This window comes from Micromonospora maris AB-18-032 (genome assembly GCF_000204155.1).
Taxonomy (GTDB): domain Bacteria; phylum Actinomycetota; class Actinomycetes; order Mycobacteriales; family Micromonosporaceae; genus Micromonospora; species Micromonospora gifhornensis.
Genome location: NC_015434.1, coordinates 4,887,209 through 4,905,210 on the forward strand (window position 1 = coordinate 4,887,209; position 18,002 = coordinate 4,905,210).

At 70.9% G+C, this 18,002-nt stretch carries 10 protein-coding genes; 2 read left to right on the top strand and 8 right to left on the bottom strand.

Annotation, left to right across the window (positions count from 1 at the left end; genetic code table 11):
- Positions 1–51 precede the first annotated feature (51 nt).
- Positions 52–3,810: an NACHT domain-containing protein gene (locus tag VAB18032_RS21505; RefSeq protein ID WP_013735029.1), complete on the bottom strand. Its 3,759-nt coding sequence runs from the start codon at positions 3,808–3,810 to the stop codon at positions 52–54.
- A 161-nt stretch (positions 3,811–3,971) separates the two neighbouring features.
- Here VAB18032_RS21505 and VAB18032_RS21510 point away from each other — a divergent pair, with 161 nt between their 5' ends.
- Together VAB18032_RS21510 and VAB18032_RS21515 are read left to right on the top strand one after the other, a co-directional pair.
- Complete coding sequence (locus tag VAB18032_RS21510) at positions 3,972–4,457, top strand: hypothetical protein (protein ID WP_013735031.1); 486 nt, start codon at positions 3,972–3,974, stop codon at positions 4,455–4,457.
- A gap of 152 nt (positions 4,458–4,609) precedes the next feature.
- Positions 4,610–5,965 carry a S8 family peptidase gene (locus tag VAB18032_RS21515; protein ID WP_232510841.1) on the top strand — a complete coding sequence of 452 codons (1,356 nt, stop codon included), beginning with the start codon at positions 4,610–4,612 and terminating at the stop codon, positions 5,963–5,965.
- Positions 5,966–6,010: 45 nt separating this feature from the next.
- Here VAB18032_RS21515 and VAB18032_RS21520 read toward each other — a convergent pair whose 3' ends face one another.
- From VAB18032_RS21520 to gltB, 7 genes are all read right to left on the bottom strand, one after another.
- Complete coding sequence (locus VAB18032_RS21520; RefSeq protein ID WP_013735033.1) at positions 6,011–6,436, bottom strand: hypothetical protein; 426 nt, start codon at positions 6,434–6,436, stop codon at positions 6,011–6,013.
- Positions 6,437–6,470: 34 nt separating this feature from the next.
- A complete protein-coding gene (locus VAB18032_RS21525) occupies positions 6,471–6,734 on the bottom strand; it encodes a DUF6244 family protein (RefSeq protein ID WP_043721505.1) in 264 nt (87 codons plus the stop codon).
- Positions 6,735–6,888: 154 nt separating this feature from the next.
- Positions 6,889–7,791 (bottom strand): hypothetical protein, encoded by a 903-nt coding sequence (locus tag VAB18032_RS32975; protein WP_043725300.1) that lies wholly within the window; start codon positions 7,789–7,791, stop codon positions 6,889–6,891.
- Between the two features lie 2 nt (positions 7,792–7,793).
- The gene (locus tag VAB18032_RS21535) at positions 7,794–10,406 is read right to left on the bottom strand and encodes an FtsK/SpoIIIE domain-containing protein (protein WP_013735036.1); all 2,613 of its coding nucleotides are present in this window, start codon (positions 10,404–10,406) and stop codon (positions 7,794–7,796) included.
- A gap of 155 nt (positions 10,407–10,561) precedes the next feature.
- A complete protein-coding gene (locus tag VAB18032_RS21540) occupies positions 10,562–11,365 on the bottom strand; it encodes an SGNH/GDSL hydrolase family protein (RefSeq protein ID WP_013735037.1) in 804 nt (267 codons plus the stop codon).
- A 200-nt stretch (positions 11,366–11,565) separates the two neighbouring features.
- Positions 11,566–13,074: a glutamate synthase subunit beta gene (locus tag VAB18032_RS21545; RefSeq protein ID WP_013735038.1), complete on the bottom strand. Its 1,509-nt coding sequence runs from the start codon at positions 13,072–13,074 to the stop codon at positions 11,566–11,568.
- Positions 13,067–17,878 carry a glutamate synthase large subunit gene (gene gltB / locus VAB18032_RS21550; protein WP_013735039.1) on the bottom strand — a complete coding sequence of 1,604 codons (4,812 nt, stop codon included), beginning with the start codon at positions 17,876–17,878 and terminating at the stop codon, positions 13,067–13,069. Before gltB ends, VAB18032_RS21545 begins: the two co-directional genes overlap by 8 nt.
- Positions 17,879–18,002 lie beyond the last annotated feature (124 nt).

The window sequence follows — 18,002 nt, forward strand, 5'->3', positions numbered from 1 at the left end:
GCTGCCGGTCTATCTGGTGCCGCTACCTGAGCAAGCCACTAGACGGTGCCGTTAACCGATGGCCTCGACCTGACGGTGCAGCGCCCGGTATACGAAGTCGCTCCGCATCAGCGGGTCGGTGCAGGCAGCAGCCAGTCTCGATCGGATATCGGCGGCAACCTCCGGATGCCGGCGGGAGATCTCGACCAGCGTGTCTCCGACCTCGTCCCAGACCGGTGCGCTGCGGTCCCGAAACCGGGCCATCAGGGTGTCGAAGAGTTCCATAGTCGGTGGGGCGTACCGCAGGTGTCGCACGAGAGCGCGTCGAATCCGCCAATCTTCCACCTCGGCGACGATCTCCTGAGCGATGGCGGCGAGCGGTCCGGTCAGCATCCCTCCTGCGGCGAGGGCCCAAATAGCCCGCGCCCGCAGGTCCGGTGGATGCTCGCCGGTCGCGACTCCAACTGCGGCCGCGACCACCTCGCCGCCCAGCGCACGAATCTCGCCCAGCACCTCCATCGCCTGCACGCGCTCGGAGAGGTTCTCGCTTTCGGTGGTCGCCACCCGCACCAGCGCAGCGGTCACCTCATCGGTCCGTGTCTCGTTGCTGGTTAACGCCTTCATCGCCCGCACCCTGACGGCCGTGCGGCCCGGCCCGGTCGCCAACTCCACCGCCGCCGCAACCACCTCATCGGTCAACCGGCCACCGTCCGCCAACACCTTTATCGCTCTGGTCCTCGATTCGGGGGCCCCGATGCTCGTAGCCACCTCCATCGCCGACGTCACCGATTCACCGGTCAACCGGCCACACCGAGCTAGTTCCTCGACCGCAACCACCCGAACCTCAAAGTCAGCAGCACTGGTCGCCAGCTCCGCCAATGCAGCGACCACCTCCGGAGCAGGTTCCCCACCGGCCGCCAGTACCTCCGCCGCCATAACCCTGACGTCGACGCGATCAGCGCCGGTCGCCAACCCCACCAGCGCAGCGATCACCTCGTCAGTCAACACACCTGCCCACGCCAACTCCATCAACGCCAAAGCCGTGTCCTCCGACTGTTCCTTCGTCGTCAGTCCCACGACAGCCGCGATCAACTCATCGGTCAGCAGACCGCGAAGCGCCAACATCTCCACCGCCAACGGCCGATTGAACGGATCGGCGGCACTCGTCGCCATCTCCATTATCGCGTCAACCACATCAGGGGTGAAAGCATCAGCAAGGCGCAAGGCAATCAGCGCGAAACGCTTAACGTCCGAACCACAGTCGCTCCTCAACAACGCCAGAGCCGCCGCGACCACCGCATCGGTCCATGCATTCTGTTTTGCCAACACCACCATCGCCTGAATCGCCCGGTATGGATCAGAAGAATTCGTCGCAAGCCGCACGAGCCGGTTGCGGGTGGCAGGGAGGAGTTGACCGTGCGCAGCGGCTATCCCGGCCAGCTCACACCAACGTCCGGGCTCGAGGGCGTCGGGTATCCCCGCGAGCGAGTCAAGGATCTCCACCCAGGCGTCAACGGCGGCTCGGAAACGCTCACCAGCTCTGGTGCCCCCGAGTGCGCTCAGTCGCTGGACCAGGGCTTCCCGGTAGGCGGTGAAGCGGCATCGGCTGGAATCACGGTGGAGGTACTCCTCTATCGCCTGGTGCAGGATCTCGTCGATGGTCGCGGTCCGCGTCAGCGGCACGTCATCGGCCAGGACCCGGAGCATGAACAGGAAGTCACGTCCGAGCAGATCCTCGTACTCGCTGGGTTCTGCCGCAGGCCAGATCGCCTGCGCGACCACCTCGTCAATCTGCTCGGCGTAATCGGTGCCGATCAGGCCTAGGGCGAGCAGGATCGGTTCGTCGTAGCGGGGATCGTGCAGCCGGCGGCGGATCTCGCTCGCCCGGTTCTCGATCGGGCCGAGCAGGGCCAGCGCTCGGCCGGTGTAGTACTCCTCGAAGGTCAGGTGAGCGAAGCCGTACCTTCCAGGTGCCCGCTCGACAAGCAGCCCCGTGTGCGCGTCGACCTTCCTGACGAAGTCGAGCACCCCCCGACCCGGATCGGTGTCCAACGGGTCGGCGTCGCGCAACACCTGCGGATCCCAGGGGCTGCCGTGGTGCGCCGCCCAGAGCGGGCCGAGCACGTCGAGCAGTTCCAGCTTGCTGGCCGCGCCCTCGGGGCGATGCTCGTGCAGCCAGGCCCCGAGCCGTGCCAACCACCGGTTGAGGATCCGCTCGTCCGGCAGGTCGGCCTCCGCGACCCCTTGCGCGCTGCGCCAGGTGCGCCCCAGGGCGTGACACACCTCGATGTACGCCTCGACCCGCCGGTGCGGCAGTCGCCCACTGGAGCGGTGCACCAGGACCAGGGCGGTGAGCAGCAGCGGGTTGGCGGCCAGTCGGCGTACCCCCGGGGTGGTTTTCAGGGCCGCGCCGATCGCGGCGGCCTCCCGGGCGGCGGCCTCGCGGGTCGCGGAGGCGCTCCGCTCCGGGGTCTCGGCCCGTTCCACCTCCCGGCAGTAGACCTCCAGGAAAGCTTCGATCGTCGCGTCGTCCATCTCCGTCAACCGCACCGCGTGGAACGAGTCGGGTAGCGGCGCGGCCTGGTAGCCGGAGATCCGGCTGGTCACCACGAAGCGGTTGCCCTGCCGGGCATGCGCGGTGACGAAGTTGACCACCGCCGCGACCACCCCCCGCCGCAACTCTGCGGAGGCGATCTCGTCGAGACCGTCCAACAGCACCAGGCACCGACCGGTGTCGAGGTGCCTCTGGAGCAGATCGGCCAGGCCCGGCGTACGGCATTCGTGGCGGCGCAGGTGCTCGACGAGGAACTCGCCGATGCCCACCCGGGGGTAGCCGTGCTGGGCGTACTCGCCGATCCGCAGATAGATCGGCAGTCGGGTGGCCGGATCCGTGGAATCGGCGATCCGGGCCTTGGCATAGGTCAGGGCCAGGTAGCGCAACAGGGTCGTCTTGCCCGAACCTGGGTCGCCGAGCACCAGCAACTGGGCGTTCCTGCCGACCGTGTCCAGCACCGGCGTCGCTGTATCGTCCCGCTCACCATCGGCGGGGAACTTCCGGCCGTAGGTCAGCTGCAACCGGTCCAGGGCGGCCTCGAAGCCGGTCTGGTCGAGCTGACCGGTCTCCATCAGCGCGGTCAGCTTGTCGCGTTCCCGCGTGAACCACTCCCACGCCCGGTCACCGGGACGTCTGTCGACCTGGGCCTGCAACCCGACGAACACCTCGGTCAGCGGCAGCCGGACGGTGGTGTTGCGGACCACCCCCACGGTCGGCAGGTACCGGTGCTGGTCGATCAGCCAGGTCAGGTAGTGCAGCAGATCGTCTTCGCCGGCCCCGGCAGCACCCGACTGCTCGGCCAGCCTGCCGGTCGCCTGGGCGCTGTGGGCCTCGTCGGAACGGTGCAGCAGGGCTTGCAGCGCCGGTTCGCGGCGTACCTCGGTGCTCAGGGCGTCGAGGAACGCCTTGAACACCGGGCGGAGCAGGTTGATGCGGTCGAGTTGTTCGTCGTCGGACTGGAAGGTCCCCAGCGACTCGACGGCCCGCCGGGCCAGTGCCGCCGGCGAGGGTCGCGCACCGGGCAGGAGGACCTTCGCCAGCTCCATGGCGCCCTCATGCTGCCAGAAGTCAGGATTGACGTCGAAGTCTGCGAGCTGGTGCCCGTACGCCTGCCGGGTCTGGCCGAACGCGCGGTCCAACGCCTGCTCCAGCGCCTTGCGCTCCGGGTCGCCCACCAGGCGCGTCTTCACGCTCGTCAGTGCCGGGCCCGCCAACTGTCTGACCAACTGCGACATGATCGCTTTGGCCAGGGCGGAGGTGAGCGAGGCAGGTTCCACGGCCGCGCAGTGTAGTCACCGGCATCCACATCCATCACCACGCAACGTTTTCAGGGCGGTGTCCACAGTGTTCCCATCAGACGTCGGGACCACGCGCGACCAAGTCGCGATCATGGAGCGCGCGTACGATGCTGCTCCGTAATTCGATGACGAGGAGGATCATGTCCACGACACCGCAGACCTCATCGCTTCGGCTGGTCGCCGTCGACACGGGCATGCTCGTGGCCACTCTGGTCACTCTCGTCGGATACCTGATGCCCTGGTTCAAGAGGAACCGGGCTATGTGGTCGTTCTCCGGCTGGGAGTACGCGTCGCTCAGCAGCGGGGGTGGCTGGACTCTGATCACCTTCGCGTGGCTGCTGCTGGCTGCCGGGGCGGCACTGTGGGCAGGGCGGAGCGTGGTGGCGGCGATGACCGGCATGGTGGCCGCCGTGGGCACCCTGGTCAACGCGCTTGCGGTGGTGGCGGCGAGCTTCGCGATGTTGGGCGAACAGAGCAGCCTGAATGCGGTGGCCGAGCGGTCCTTCGGTGTCGGGCTGCCGATCATGGCGGCTGGCATCGGGTTGTTGCTGGCCACCTCCTGCCGGGCGATCGTCCGGTGTCATTTGTCGGAGGCCGCCGAGGACCGGTACGAGCCGTCGGCGTAGCGCTTGTGCATTGCGCAAGTCGCACGACCGCAATTCCTCGACCCGAATTGAAGATGCGGCCTACCATGCATTATCGCGACTAAAACAGGTTTGCGAGCTAATGGGCAATTCCTCCAGACGCTAGCCCACGCAGGCTATCTCGATTCAACTAATTGACGGTTACGGATAGATTTCGTTATTCTTGCGCGGCAGATGGCGCTCTGCATGTTCGACGGGGTCCCACACTCAGCGTCAGCATGGGAGGAATCACCATGAACGATGCCGGAAAAGCCTGGCGACGGCGTTCCGCCAGCTCAGTGGCGATTGCAATGGCGACTGCCCTACTGGTCTCGGTGGCCCCGTCACCGGCGGCCGCAGCCGAGGGCAACATTCTCGGCGCCAGCAACCCGAATGCCATTCCGGACAGCTACCTCGTGGTGCTCAAGGACGACACCGCCATGAAAACCCAGGCGCTGACCCGCGAGTTGACCACCACATACAACGTCAAGGTCACGCACACCTACTCGCATACCCTGCATGGGTTCGCCGGCACGATGAGCGAGGCGGACGCGCGTCGGCTCGCCGCCCAGCCGGGAGTGGCGTACGTCGAGCAGGACGTCGAGGTCCGGCTCACGGGCACCCAGACGAACCCGCCGTCGTGGGGGCTCGACCGGATCGATCAGCGACATCTGCCGCTCGACAACACGTACATGTACCCGGACGCGACGAACAGGGTGCGGGCGTATGTGATCGACAGCGGGATCCGGACGACGCATGCCGATTTCGGCGGCCGGGCGGTCTGGGGTATCAACACCACCGGGGACGGGATCAACACCGACTGCAACGGCCACGGTACGCATGTCGCAGGCACCCTCGGTGGCAGGGCATTCGGAGTTGCCAAGAGCGTGTCACTGGTCGCGGTCAAGGTCCTCGGCTGCGGCGGAGTGGGTGCTATCGCGGGAATCATCGCCGGGGTCGAATGGGTGACCGCTCAACACGTGACCAGGACGACGGCGGTGGCGAACATGAGTCTCGGCGCCAAAGGCAGCAACCTCACCCTGGAGAACGCGATCCGGGGTTCCATCCTGAAAGGCGTGCTGTACACGATCTCCTCGGGTAACAACAACTCCGACGCCTGCGAATACACCCCGGCCAAGGTCCTCGAAGCGATCACGGTTAACGCCAGCACCATCGGCGACACCCGGGCATTGTTCTCCAACTGGGGCCGCTGCACCGACATCTTCGCCCCCGGCCAGGAAATCCGTTCCGCCTGGTACACCAGCGACAACAGCTCCTACATTGCCAGCGGCACCTCGATGGCCGCCCCGCACGTCGCCGGTGCCGCCGCCCTGATCCTCGGCAACAACCCCGGCCTGACCCCCCAGCAGGTAGGCAACGTGATCCTGGGCAACGCCACCGGGAACAAGATTCCCAACCCGGAGAGCTCGCCGAACCGGCTGCTCTACGTCGGCCCGACCGGGGTCATACCCGTTCCGGATGGTGCTCCGCTGAGCCCGACCGGTTCCTGATCCCCGACTCGCACCGCGGGGCCGCAGCAGAACTGCGGCCCCGGCTCAGCCCGCCTGCTCGCGTGGCCGGACGACGCTATGCGCGACGGTGAGCAGGGCGTCCTGACCGAACTGTTCCGGGTCGACAAGCACGGTCACCGCGACCCCCGGCTCGGTCAGCCAGAACGCCTGCGCATCGGTCGCCCGACCGGGCCCGTCGGGGTGCGGGAAGTCGACCAACTGCGAATCGTCGAGTTCCCGCTCGTGATAGTCGACGAGGAAGGCACGTAGCCCGTCGAGGTCACTCAGCCGCGGCCCGCGCAGCACATGCACCCGCAGATCCACCCGGTATCCGTCGGCGGTCTGCCGCTCCCAGATCCGGCTGGTGATCTGCACGTCCTCCCACTCGCTGGCGAAGTCGGAGACCAGATCGCCCAGCCCGCCCGGCAGATGTCCGATGTGGAACCCGTCAAGCATCCCGCCGTCACCCACTGCGCCACCTCCACCCTCGTCCCGCCGTCGGCGGTCAGTTGCCCAGTGCGCGTACCTTCGCGATGGTTTCCTGGACGTGCTGCTTGGCGGGCTCACCGCCCTGGGCGGCCTGCGCGAGCGCCTGCCGGTACGAATCGATCATGTTGATCAGCGGCCCGGCGGCGACGCCCTGCAACGCGCCCGCGACGAGTTGCCGTGCCTCGGCCGCGTCCTGCGCGGCGGCGGCCGTCTTCGCCTTCGCCTCGTCCAGCTTCTGCGCCGCTGCCGCCAGCCTGACGATCATCTCCGCTGCACTCACAAGCCCTCCCCCGCCTGACCCTCCGCCACCACGAGCAACCACAGAGGAGCCTACGAGACTCCCGCACCCGCCGCGACACCCTGAATCTCCGCGCAGACCTTGGTACGAAAGTGCCCCTGGAGGGGCGCTGACGTTCCAAGGTCTGCGCGGAGGTTCACCGCAGGGTGCGGATCAGGATGAGGTAGCCGCAGTAGGCGAGCGGGACGGCGAGAAAGCAGAGCAGGAAGCCGATCACCGGGTAGCGGGGTGCGGTCATCGCGCCGACGGCGGGCCGACCCCAGCGGCCGAGCACCAGCCAGCCACCGATCAGCGAGGCAGCGGGCAGGCCGGCACACATCCAGGAGAACAGCGTCCATCCGCCGACCACGCCGACCCCGGAGGCGAGCACCATCACCAGCATGATCAGCACCGACACGGCGGCGAACGCGAGGTAGACGGCGAACGCCCGGGCCATCGGCGACCAGGTCGGCAGCAGCGCCGGCTGCTGGGCGAGCACCTCCGTCTGCTGCGCGTACCGGTCGGCCTCGTCGGCCCACCGCCGGGCCATCTCCAGCTCCGTCGCCGCATCGACCTCCCCGGCCCGCTGCCCCGGCACCCCGGCCGCCGTCGCACTCACCGCCACCGGCAACGCCCGCTCCGCCTCCCCCACACTCACCTGGGGGTACGCCCCGACCCCCGACCGCCCCGGCGCGGCGGCTGCGCCGCCGTCCCACCCCGTCCCCGGTCCCGAGCCACCTGCTCCCGCGTGACCAGACGGCGCAGGCGGACCGGAGGTGGGCACGCCGGGTGGACCTGGCGGGCCGGAGGTGGGCATGCTGCCCGGTGGGCCGGAGGTGGGCGCGGTGCCCGATGGGCCGGGGGGTGGCGAGGTGACGCCGATGGTGCGGCCGAGTTGGTCGAGGCGCTGCCCCTGGGCGAGCAGTCGACGATCGAGGTATTCCACGGTCGCGCCGAGGTCCCGTCGCCGCTGCTCGTCGGCGGCGACACCCTGTTCGCTGGCGCGCTGCTGGGTGGACAGGTGACGGACCAGCGCGGCGTACTCGTCGAAGGTGGACACGTTCACTCCTGCCCCTCGGCGGTGTACCCATCGCGAGCGAACGGCACGATCAGCCGGATCCGCTGATCGTGCCGGTCGACCAGCAGGGCCCGGTCGGCTCGGGGCATGTACGCCAGGTCGTGCACCCCGAGGTGCAGGCCGAGGTCGGCGCCGGGCACGTTCAGCGCGACCAGGCAGGCGACGTCGTCGCGGTTCTGCGTCCCGCCGAGGTCGTCGGCGAGCCGGCGCAGCCCACGCCACCAGCCGAGCAGGTGCACCCCGTGGCCGGGGCCCTGGCGCAGCAGGGTACGCAGGTCGTCGTGGCCGGAACGGAAGGTGGCCGGATCGGACTCGGCGAGCAGCCCGGCTGCCGCGTCCATCCCGAACACCACCAGGTAGCTACGCCCCGGCGCGGCACCAAGCATGTCGCTTCCGACCGCCCCGGCGTCCCCTGCCGATCCACTCGCCACCGTCGGTTCAGCGGTCGGGCCGGGGCCGCCGGCTGCGGCCAGGGTGGCGAGGTGCCGGCGCAGGGCGGCGGCGTCGAGGCGTACCACGGGGTGGCCGGCGGTGGTCAGCGTGGCGGCGGTGTCGTCGGCCGCCGGGTCGGCGGCGGCGACCAGCGGGGCGAGCAGGAAGGTCGCCTCGCCGGGGGTGTGCTGCCGGGCCAGGCTCAGGGTGGCGGCGCGCAGCACCTCGGCACCGGCGGCGGAGGTGCCCACCACAGCCAGGTGCCGGCCGGGTGCGGTGTCCATGATGAACAGGGCGCTGGTGCCGTCCACGTCGACGGTGCGGCCGACCAGGGCCAGGGGGCGTCGGCCGCCGGGGCGCAGGCCGGTGAAGGTGGCGTCGTCCTCGACGCGGGCGGTCTCGTAGCCCCGGAACACCGACGGTGGCCGGGCATCCGACGGGCGGGCCTGCCACAGCTCGTGCCGCAGTCGGGTCAACTCGTCGACGGCGGCGTAGGCGTCGGGGAAGCGGATCACCGTGTTCGCGCCGGTCACGCCGGCGGCGGTGTTGATCACGGCCGAGCCGACCGGCAGGGTGGCCGCGGCGTCGTTGAGCGGGTCGAGCACTCCCCCGCCGCCGGGCAGCGCCACCCGCAACGCGAACTGCCCGAACACCGCCTCGGCGCGGCCGTAGAGTGCCTCGATGCCCGTCGTGCTCTGGCTGGCCAGCACCAGGTGCACGCCGTACGAGCGGCCCTTGCGGGCCAGTTCCTCCAGCAGGTCCACCGACTCGCGGGAGATCGGGTCGTTGCCGGCGAGCAGCACCTGGAACTCGTCGATCACGGCGATGATCCGTGGCACTGCGGTGGCGGCGGGCAGGTCGGCCAGTTTGGTGACGCCGTGACGTTTCAGCGCGGTGGCCCGCCGCTGCAGTTCGCGGCGCAGTTCCCGCAGCACGGCCACGCCGTACTCGCGGTCGCTCTCGATGCCGACGGCGCGGGCGTGCGGCAGCCAGGACGGGTCGCGGCCGGTGGGGACGAACTCGGTGAAGCTCACCCCCTCCTTGAAGTCGAGCAGGTAGAGCTGCAACTCGCTCGGGGCGTAGCGGGCGGCCAGCCCGTAGAGCACGTCGAGCAGGAACACCGTCTTGCCGGCGCCGGTGCGCCCGCCGACCAGCCAGTGCGGGGTGGCGTCGTCGAAGGCGATGGTGAACGGTTCGCGGCCGGCCCGACCGACCACGGTACGCAGTCCGGCGCGGGCCGAGGCGGCCCATCGTCGCGACGGCAGCAGGTCGGCGAAGCCGATCGTCGCGCCCCGGCGGGCCGCCTCGCCGAGGTGGGTGGCGAGCGCCGCGACCGAGGCCGGTGGCGGGTCACCATCGAGCCGTACCGGGACGGCCAGGCCGCTGCCGTCGGCGCTGAACGGTGCGTGCGGCGGGTCACCGACGCGGGCGTACCCGTCGATCATCCGGAGCACGGTGGTGGCGCCCAGCGGCGGCGCCGGCTCACCCGGACCGGCCGCCCGCCAGCCGGCGAGCAGGACGCAGACGGCGGCGGCCGGACCGGCGTGGGTGAGCGCGGCGAGCCGGGCGGCGTCCCGTGGCGACGGCACCGACGCGGCGACCAGCACCAGCAGGTCCTGGTCCGGCCGGGCGGCCTGCCGGGCGGTACGGGCGTGCTGTTCGGCGGCGTCGAGCAGCGCGGCGACCTCCGGCTCGGTGGTGGCCGGCGGGTCGATGACGCCGGCGTCGAGCAGGGGTCGCAGTGGACCGAAGGTCGCGCCGAGGGCGGCGCTGTCGCACCCGGCGACCCGGACGCCGCCGGGTGCGGCGGTGGCGAGCAGTCGCAGCACGACCGCGCGCAGCAGTCCGGCCACGGCCGGGTCGCGGGCGTCGGTGTCGACGGCCAGGTGGTGTCCGGCGCCGAGCGGCACCAGGACGGGGAAGCCGCCACCGGCGGTGACCGCCTCGCCGAGGCGTACCGGCACCGGTTGTCCGGCCAGCGGGGTGCCCGGCGTCGGGGTGGCCAGGGTGCCACCGACCCGGGCCAGCAGGGCCAGCAGGTCGGGGTCGACCGTCGGGGCGGTGGGTGTGCTCTGCTGCAACGTGTGCCGAGCGGCGTCGAGGTGGGCCCGGGCGGCCCGGTGTGCGCCGATCGCCTGCCCGTACGCCGACGCGAGCCTGCCCAACGTCTGCCCCTCCGCCGACGGCCGTCTGGTCGGTGAAACCCTAACGGACCGCGGCGAGGCGGGCACGTGTCCGCACCCGGACGTGTCGGCTCCACGGTGGACGACGTCGGCCGGCGGTACGCGGGCGCGGACCGCCGGCCGTCGTGGGTGGGCGGTCAGCCGGTGACCGCGTTGAGCGCCGGCAGGTAGCCGTGGCGGTAGCCGTCGGCGTTCGGGTGGTACGCCTCGATGACGCCGGTGACGTCGCGGATCCACGGCTGGGCGGCGCAGACGCCGTGACCGGCGAAGGTGGGCCGGGTGTCGGCGAAGGTGGCACCGGCTGCGGCGGCCCGGTCGGCGGTCACCTGGGCGAGCACGTCGGCGGCCTCGTTGAGCAGAATGCGCTTCTGGCTGCTCATCGCCAGCAGACCACACGAGCCGGTCTCGAACAGACGCGGGTAGCCGAGCACGATCAGCCGGGCATTGGGGGCCCGGTCGCGGATGGCGGCGTAGGTGCGGTCCAGCCGGGCCGGGAGCGTACCGGTGGCGAAGGCTTTCGCCTCGTTGACGGCGTTGGTGCAGCTGGAGGTGCTGCCGAAGCGGCAGCTGGTCATCACGTCGGCGAACCCGGCGTCGTTGCCGCCGATGGTGATGGTGACCATGGTGGTGGTGCTGCTCAGCGAGCTGAGCTGGTTGTTGAGCACGTCGGCGGTGACCGCGCCGCCGCAGGCGGGGAAGCGGAAGCTGGCCACGTTGTTGGCCGCGGCCCACAGTGGGGCGTACGACTTCTGGCTGCGCAGGCAGGTGGACAGGTCGTACGGGCCGGCGCCGACCCCGGAGGAGTACGAGTCGCCGAGGGCGACGTAGTGGATGGGGGCGGCGGCTGCCTGGGCGGCGGCGGGGACGGCCAGCGCGCCGAGGGTGGCGGTGGCGAGGGCGACCAGCGCGGCGAGGGCGCGGGCCAGCGGACGGTGGGGCATGGACGGACCTCCACAGGGGGGTGATGGTGGAGCCCGAGAACCGCGCGCGTGGCCAAGGGTTGTTACTGGGCGGTAATGCTATCGAAACAAGTGAATGAAGGGAATAGCCGACGGCACCCGCCTGATCCAGGCGGGTGCCGTCGGTGTGCTGTTAACAGGGGACCCCTGCTCTACATGAGACGTTAAGAGGGGGCCCTTCCTTACACCGCGAGTGGGCGGGAGCCGGCGTGCACGGGCGCAGGAAGCGCGCCCACCCCGCCGAGGTAGGTGTGGATCGCCGCGGCGGCGGCCCGGCCCTCGGCGATCGCCCAGACGATCAGCGAGGCGCCCCGGTGCATGTCACCGGCGACGAAGACACCGTCGGACCCGGTCTGCCAGTCGGCCCGCGAGTCGATCGCGCCCCGGGCGTTGCGGGCGACCCCGAACTGCGCCAGCAGCGGCTGCTCCTCGGTGCCCTCGAAGCCGATCGCCAGCAGCACCAGGTCGGCGGGCAACTCCCGCTCGGTGCCCGGCACGGCGGTGACGATCCGCCGGCCGTCGCGCTTCTCGACTGTCACCTCGGCGATGCGTACCGCCCGGACCGCCCCGGTGCCGTCGTCGACGAACTCCTGCACCGCCACCGCGAAGACCCGCTCGCCGCCCTCCTCGTGGGCCGCGTACTCGCGCAGGATCCACGGCCAGGTCGGCCACGGGTCGCGCGCCTCGTCGCGGGCCCGAGGTGGCTGCGGGTACAGGTCCAACTGGTGTACGCCGGCCGCACCCTGCCGGTGGGCCACCCCGAGGCAGTCCGCCGCGGTGTCGCCGCCGCCGATGATGACCACGTGCTTGCCGGCCGCGTCGATAGGCGTACCGTCGGCCAGGGTGGCCAGGGCGGGCCGCCCCTCACCGGCCGCGGCCACCACCCGGTTCGCCGCCACCAGATGCGCCATCGCCTGGTGTACGCCCCGCAGCTGCCGGCCCGGGGTGTCGGTCTCGCGGCCCTGCAACGCACCGCAGGCCAGCAGCACCGCGTCGTGCTGCTCGCGCAACTGCTCGGCGGTGATGTCGACGCCGACGTTGACCCCGGTACGGAACTGCACCCCTTCGGCGGTGAGCTGGGCCAGCCGGGTGTCGATGTGCCGCTTCTCCAGCTTGAAGTCGGGGATGCCGTACCGCAGCAGGCCGCCGATCGCGTCGTCGCGCTCGTACACGGTGACGGCGTGACCGGCGCGGGCCAGTTGCTGCGCGGCGGCGAGCCCGGCCGGGCCGGAACCGACCACGGCGACGGACCGCCCGGTCGGCGGCGGCACCGCACGCGGGGTCAGCCCCCGGGCCACCGCGGCGTCGGCGATCTCCACCTCGACCTGCTTGATGGTCACCGGGTCACCCCCGGCGATGCCGAGCACACACGCGGCCTCGCAGGGCGCCGGGCAGAGCCGACCGGTGAACTCGGGGAAGTTGTTGGTGGCGTGCAACGACTCCACCGCCGCGTCCCAGTTGCCGGTGCGGACCAGGTCGTTCCAGTCCGGGATCCGGTTCGCCAGCGGGCAACCGGCGGTGTCGCTGTGGCAGAAAGGGATGCCGCAGTCCATGCACCGGGCCGCCTGCTCGCGGATCAGCTCCTCACCGGCCGGTGGGTAGACCTCCCGCCAGTCGCTGATGCGCACCGGCACCGGCCGGCGCGCCGGCACCCGGCGGGGGTAGCGCAGGAAACCGTTCGGGTCAGGCACGAGCCACCTCCTGGGCGACCACCCGGTTCGCGGGTGCCAGCGACACCTCACCGGGCGTCGGCTGCGACGCCTCGGTGGGCGCCGGCTGCGACGCCTCGGTGGGCGCCGGCTGCGACGCCTCGGTGGGCGCCGGCTGCGACGCCTCGGTGGGCGCCGGCTGCGATTGTGTGGCGGCTGGCGCCGCCAGGGCGCTCATCACCGCGTCGTCGACGTCCTGGCCGGCGGCTTCGGCGGCCTGCATGATCTCCATGACCCGGCGGTAGTCCCGGGGTACCACTGCGGTGAACTCCTCCACCGCCTCCGGCCAGCGCTTGAGCAGCTGTTCGGCGACCGCCGAGTCGGTCTCGGCGAAGTGCCGCTGCACCAGCTCGTGCAGTCGGGCCCGCTCGGTCTCGCTGGGCGCGGACAGGTCGACCAGTTCGGTGTTGACCCGCCGCCGGTCGAGATTCCAGACGAAGGCGGTACCGCCGGACATGCCGGCGGCGAAGTTGCGCCCGGTCGCGCCGAGCACCACCACCGTGCCGCCGGTCATGTACTCGCAGCCGTGGTCGCCGACGCCCTCGACGACGGCTGCCGCACCGGAGTTGCGGACCGCGAACCGCTCCCCCACCCGACCGCGCAGGAAGACCTCGCCGCCGGTGGCGCCGTACAGGATGGTGTTGCCGGCGATGATCTGGTCCTCGGCACGGCCACCCGGTGCGGCGTCGGGGGCGACGAACGGCGACGTCGGTGCCGGCCGGACGATCAGCCGCCCACCGGAGAGTCCCTTGCCGACGTAGTCGTTGGCGTCGCCGTACAACCGCAGGGTGACCCCGCGGGGCAGGAACGCCCCGAAGGACTGCCCGGCCGTGCCGCGCAGGGTGAACTCGATGGTGTCGGTGGGCAGCCCGGCACCGCCGTAGCGGCGGGTGACCTCGCCACCGAGCATCGCGCCGACGCTGCGGTGCTCGTTGCGGATCGTCACCTCGGCCCGCACCGGCGCGCCGTCGCCGTGCAGCGCCGGCTCCGCCAGCGCGATGAGCTGGTTGTCCAGCGCCAGCTCCAGGCCATGATCCTGAGCGCGTACGCCCCGACGCGCCGTCTGATCGGGCAGCTGCGGCAGGTGCAGCACCCGGTGCAGGTCGAGCCCGCCGGCCTTCCAGTGCTCGATCGCCGGTGCCACGTCGAGCAGCTCGGTGCGGCCGATCGCCTCGTCGATGCTGCGCAGACCCAGCTCGGCCAGGTAGCCGCGGATCTCCTCGGCGAGGAAGAGGAAGAAGTTCTCCACGAACTCCGGCTTGCCGGTGAACCGCTCCCGCAGCACCGGGTTCTGGGTGGCGATGCCGACCGGACAGGTGTCCAGGTGACAGACGCGCATCATGATGCAGCCGGAGACGATCAGCGGGGCGGTGGCGAAGCCGAACTCCTCGGCACCGAGCAGCGCCGCGACGATCACGTCCCGACCGGTCTTGAGCTGGCCGTCGACCTGCACGGTGACCCGGTCGCGCAGCTTGTTGAGCAGCAGCGTCTGCTGCGCCTCGGCCAGGCCCAGCTCCCACGGGGTGCCGGCGTGCTTGAGTGAGTTCAGCGGGGACGCGCCGGTGCCGCCGTCGTGGCCGGAGATCAGGATGACGTCGGCCTTGAGCTTGGCCACGCCGGCGGCGACCGTGCCGACACCGACCTCGCTGACCAGCTTGACGTGCACCCGGGCGGCCGGGTTGACGCACTTGAGGTCGTGCACCAGCTGGGCGAGGTCCTCGATGGAGTAGATGTCGTGGTGCGGCGGCGGGGAGATCAGACCGACGCCGGGGGTGGCGTGCCGGGTCCGGGCGATCCACGGCCACACCTTGTTGCCGGGCAGCTGCCCACCCTCGCCGGGCTTCGCGCCCTGCGCCATCTTGATCTGCAGGTCGTCGGCGTTGACCAGGTACTCGCTCGTCACCCCGAACCGGCCACTGGCGATCTGCTTGACCGACGAGCGACGCAGCGGGTCGTGCAGCCGGTCGACGTCCTCGCCGCCCTCACCGGTGTTGGACTTGCCGCCGAGGCGGTTCATCGCGATCGCCAGGGTCTCGTGCGACTCGGCCGAGATCGACCCGTACGACATGGCGCCGGTGGCGAACCGCTTGACGATCTCGCTGGCCGGCTCGACCTCCTCGATCGGCACCGGCGGCAGTTCACCGGTACGCAGCCGGAACAGCCCGCGCAACGAACCGGCCTTCGCGGCCAACTCGTCGACCTTGGCGGTGTAGCTGCGGAACACGTCGTACTGGCGGCTGCGGGTGGCGTGCTGGAGCAGGAAGACCGTCTCCGGGTTGAACAGGTGCAGTTCACCCTCGCGACGCCACTGGTACTCCCCGCCCACCGGCAGCCGGTCGCTTGCGGTGAGGCCGGGTGCCGGCCAGGCCAGCGCGTGCCGGGCGGCCACCTCGGCGTGGATGCCGTCCAGACCGACGCCGCTGATCGTGCTCGGGGTGCCCCGGAAGTAGCGCTCGATCAGGCGGGTGTCCAGCCCGACCGCCTCGAAGACCTGCGCGCCGCAGTACGACGACACCGTTGAGATGCCCATCTTCGACATGATCTTCAGGACGCCCTTGCCGAGCGCCTTGACGTAGTTGCGGATCGCGGCGCGCGGCTCGACGCCGGCCAGCGCGCCCGTGGAGATCATGTCCTCGACCGACTCGAAGGCCAGGTACGGGTTGACCGCCGCCGCGCCGTAGCCGATCAGCACCGCCGCGTGGTGCACCTCGCGGCAGTCGCCCGACTCCACGATCAGCGCCACCTGGGTGCGGGTCTGCTCGCGGACCAGGTGCTGGTGCACCGCCGCGGTGAGCAGCAGCGACGGGATCGGGGCCAGGTCGGCGTTGGAGTCCCGGTCGGAGAGCACCAGGATGCGTACGCCGTCCTCGATGGCCTCGGAGACGTGCCGGCAGATCTCGGTCAGCCGGGCCTTGATCCCGGCGCCGCCGTCGCGGATGCGGTAGAGCCCGGAGACCCGTACCGCTTTGAAGCCGGGCAGGTCGCCGTCCTCGTCGATGCTGAGGATCTTGGCCAGCTCGTCGTTGTCGATCACCGGGTAGGGCAGCACGATCTGCCGGCAGCTCGCCGGACCCGGGTCGAGCAGGTTGCCCTCCGGGCCGATGGTCATGGCCAGGCTGGTCACCAACTCTTCCCGGATGGCGTCCAGCGGCGGGTTGGTGACCTGGGCGAAGAGCTGATGGAAGTAGTCGTAGAGCAGCCGGGGCCGGGTGGACAGCGGGGCGATCGGGGTGTCGGTGCCCATCGAGCCGATCGGCTCCGCGCCGGTACGGGCCATCGGGGCGAGCAGGATCTTCAGCTCCTCCTCGGTGTAGCCGAAGGTCAGCTGGCGGCGGCGTACCGAATCGTGGGTGTAGACCTGGTGCTCGCGGGCCGGCAGGTCGTCCAGCTCGATCAGCCCGGCGTGCAGCCAGTCGGCGTACGGCTGGGCGGCGGCCAACTCGGTCTTGATCTCGTCGTCGTGCACGATCCGACCGGCGGTGGTGTCGACCAGGAACATCTTGCCGGGCTGGAGGCGACCCTTGGCGACCACGGTGGCCGGGTCGAGGTCGAGCACGCCCGCCTCGCTGCCCAGCACGACGAGCCCGTCGGCGGTCTGCCACCAGCGGCCCGGCCGCAGGCCGTTGCGGTCGAGCACCGCGCCGACGATCTCGCCGTCGGTGAAGGCGACCGAGGCCGGGCCGTCCCAGGGCTCCATCAGGCTGGCGTGGAACCGGTAGAAGGCCCGCTTGTCGGCGGCCATGTCCGGGTCGTTCTCCCAGGCCTCCGGGATCATCATCAGCACCGCGTGCGGAAGGCTCCGCCCGGCCAGGTGCAGCAGCTCCAGGACCTCGTCGAAGTTGGCCGAGTCGGAGGCGGCGGGGGTGCAGATCGGGAAGACCCGACGGATGTTGCCGGACAGTTCCGGGGTACGCAGCAACGCCTCGCGGGCCTGCATCCAGTTCCGGTTGCCCCGGATCGTGTTGATCTCACCGTTGTGGGCGATGAACCGGTACGGATGCGCCAGCGGCCAGGACGGGAACGTGTTGGTGGAGAAGCGCGAGTGCACCAGGGCGATGGCGCTGTCCACCCGCTCGTCGGTCAGGTCCGGATAGTAGGCGGGCAGCTGGTCCGGGGTGAGCATGCCCTTGTAGACCATGGTCCGCCCGGACAGCGACGGGAAGTACGCCGGCACGCCGCGCTCGGCGGACTCCCGCTCGGCCTGCTTGCGTACGCAGAAGGCGACCCGCTCCAGCTCCAGACCGCGCAGCGGGGAGCCGGCCGGGCCGGCCGGGGTGTCGGTGAGCCGACGGGCGGCGAGGAACAGCTGCCGCACCCGGGGCATCGCCGCCAGCGCCGTGGCGCCGAGGTCGGACGGGTCGACCGGCACGTCCCGCCAGCCGAGCAGCTCCGCCCCCTCGACCAGGGCGTACTTCTCGACGACCTGACGGGCACGGGCCTCGCCGGCGTCGTCGTCGGGCAGGAAGACCAGACCGGTGGCGTACTCGCCGGCCGGAGGCAGCGGGAAGTCCACCACCGCGCGCAGGAACGCGTCCGGCACCTGGATCATGATGCCCGCGCCGTCACCGGTGTTCGGTTCCGCACCGCGGGCACCCCGGTGGTCCAACCGGCACAGGGCGCCGAGACCGTTGGCGACCACCGTATGGGAGCGTCGACCGTGCAGGTCGGCCACGAAGGCAACACCGCAGGCGTCGTGCTCGTGGGCGGCGTCGTAAAGGCCGGCGGGGGACGTCACCTGGGGGTGTTGCGGTGCCGGCTGGGGGCGGTGTGGGTACGCAAAGGCCACCGGGCCTCCTGTCGTCACTCAGGGTGGATCATGGTCGGGACGACGTCGGCCCTCTACACGGACTTCTGAGTCTACGTTAGGGCTGGGTACGCAGGGCCAGTGCAGATTGATCACACCGTCCAGA

What these genes read in the sequence shown, in the direction of transcription:
- VAB18032_RS21540 (WP_013735037.1), bottom strand. Translation starts at nt 11,365, where the DNA reads ATGCCCCACCGTCCGCTGGCCCGCGCCCTCGCCGCGCTGGTCGCCCTC.
- VAB18032_RS21510 (WP_013735031.1), top strand. Translation starts at nt 3,972, where the DNA reads ATGTCCACGACACCGCAGACCTCATCGCTTCGGCTGGTCGCCGTCGAC.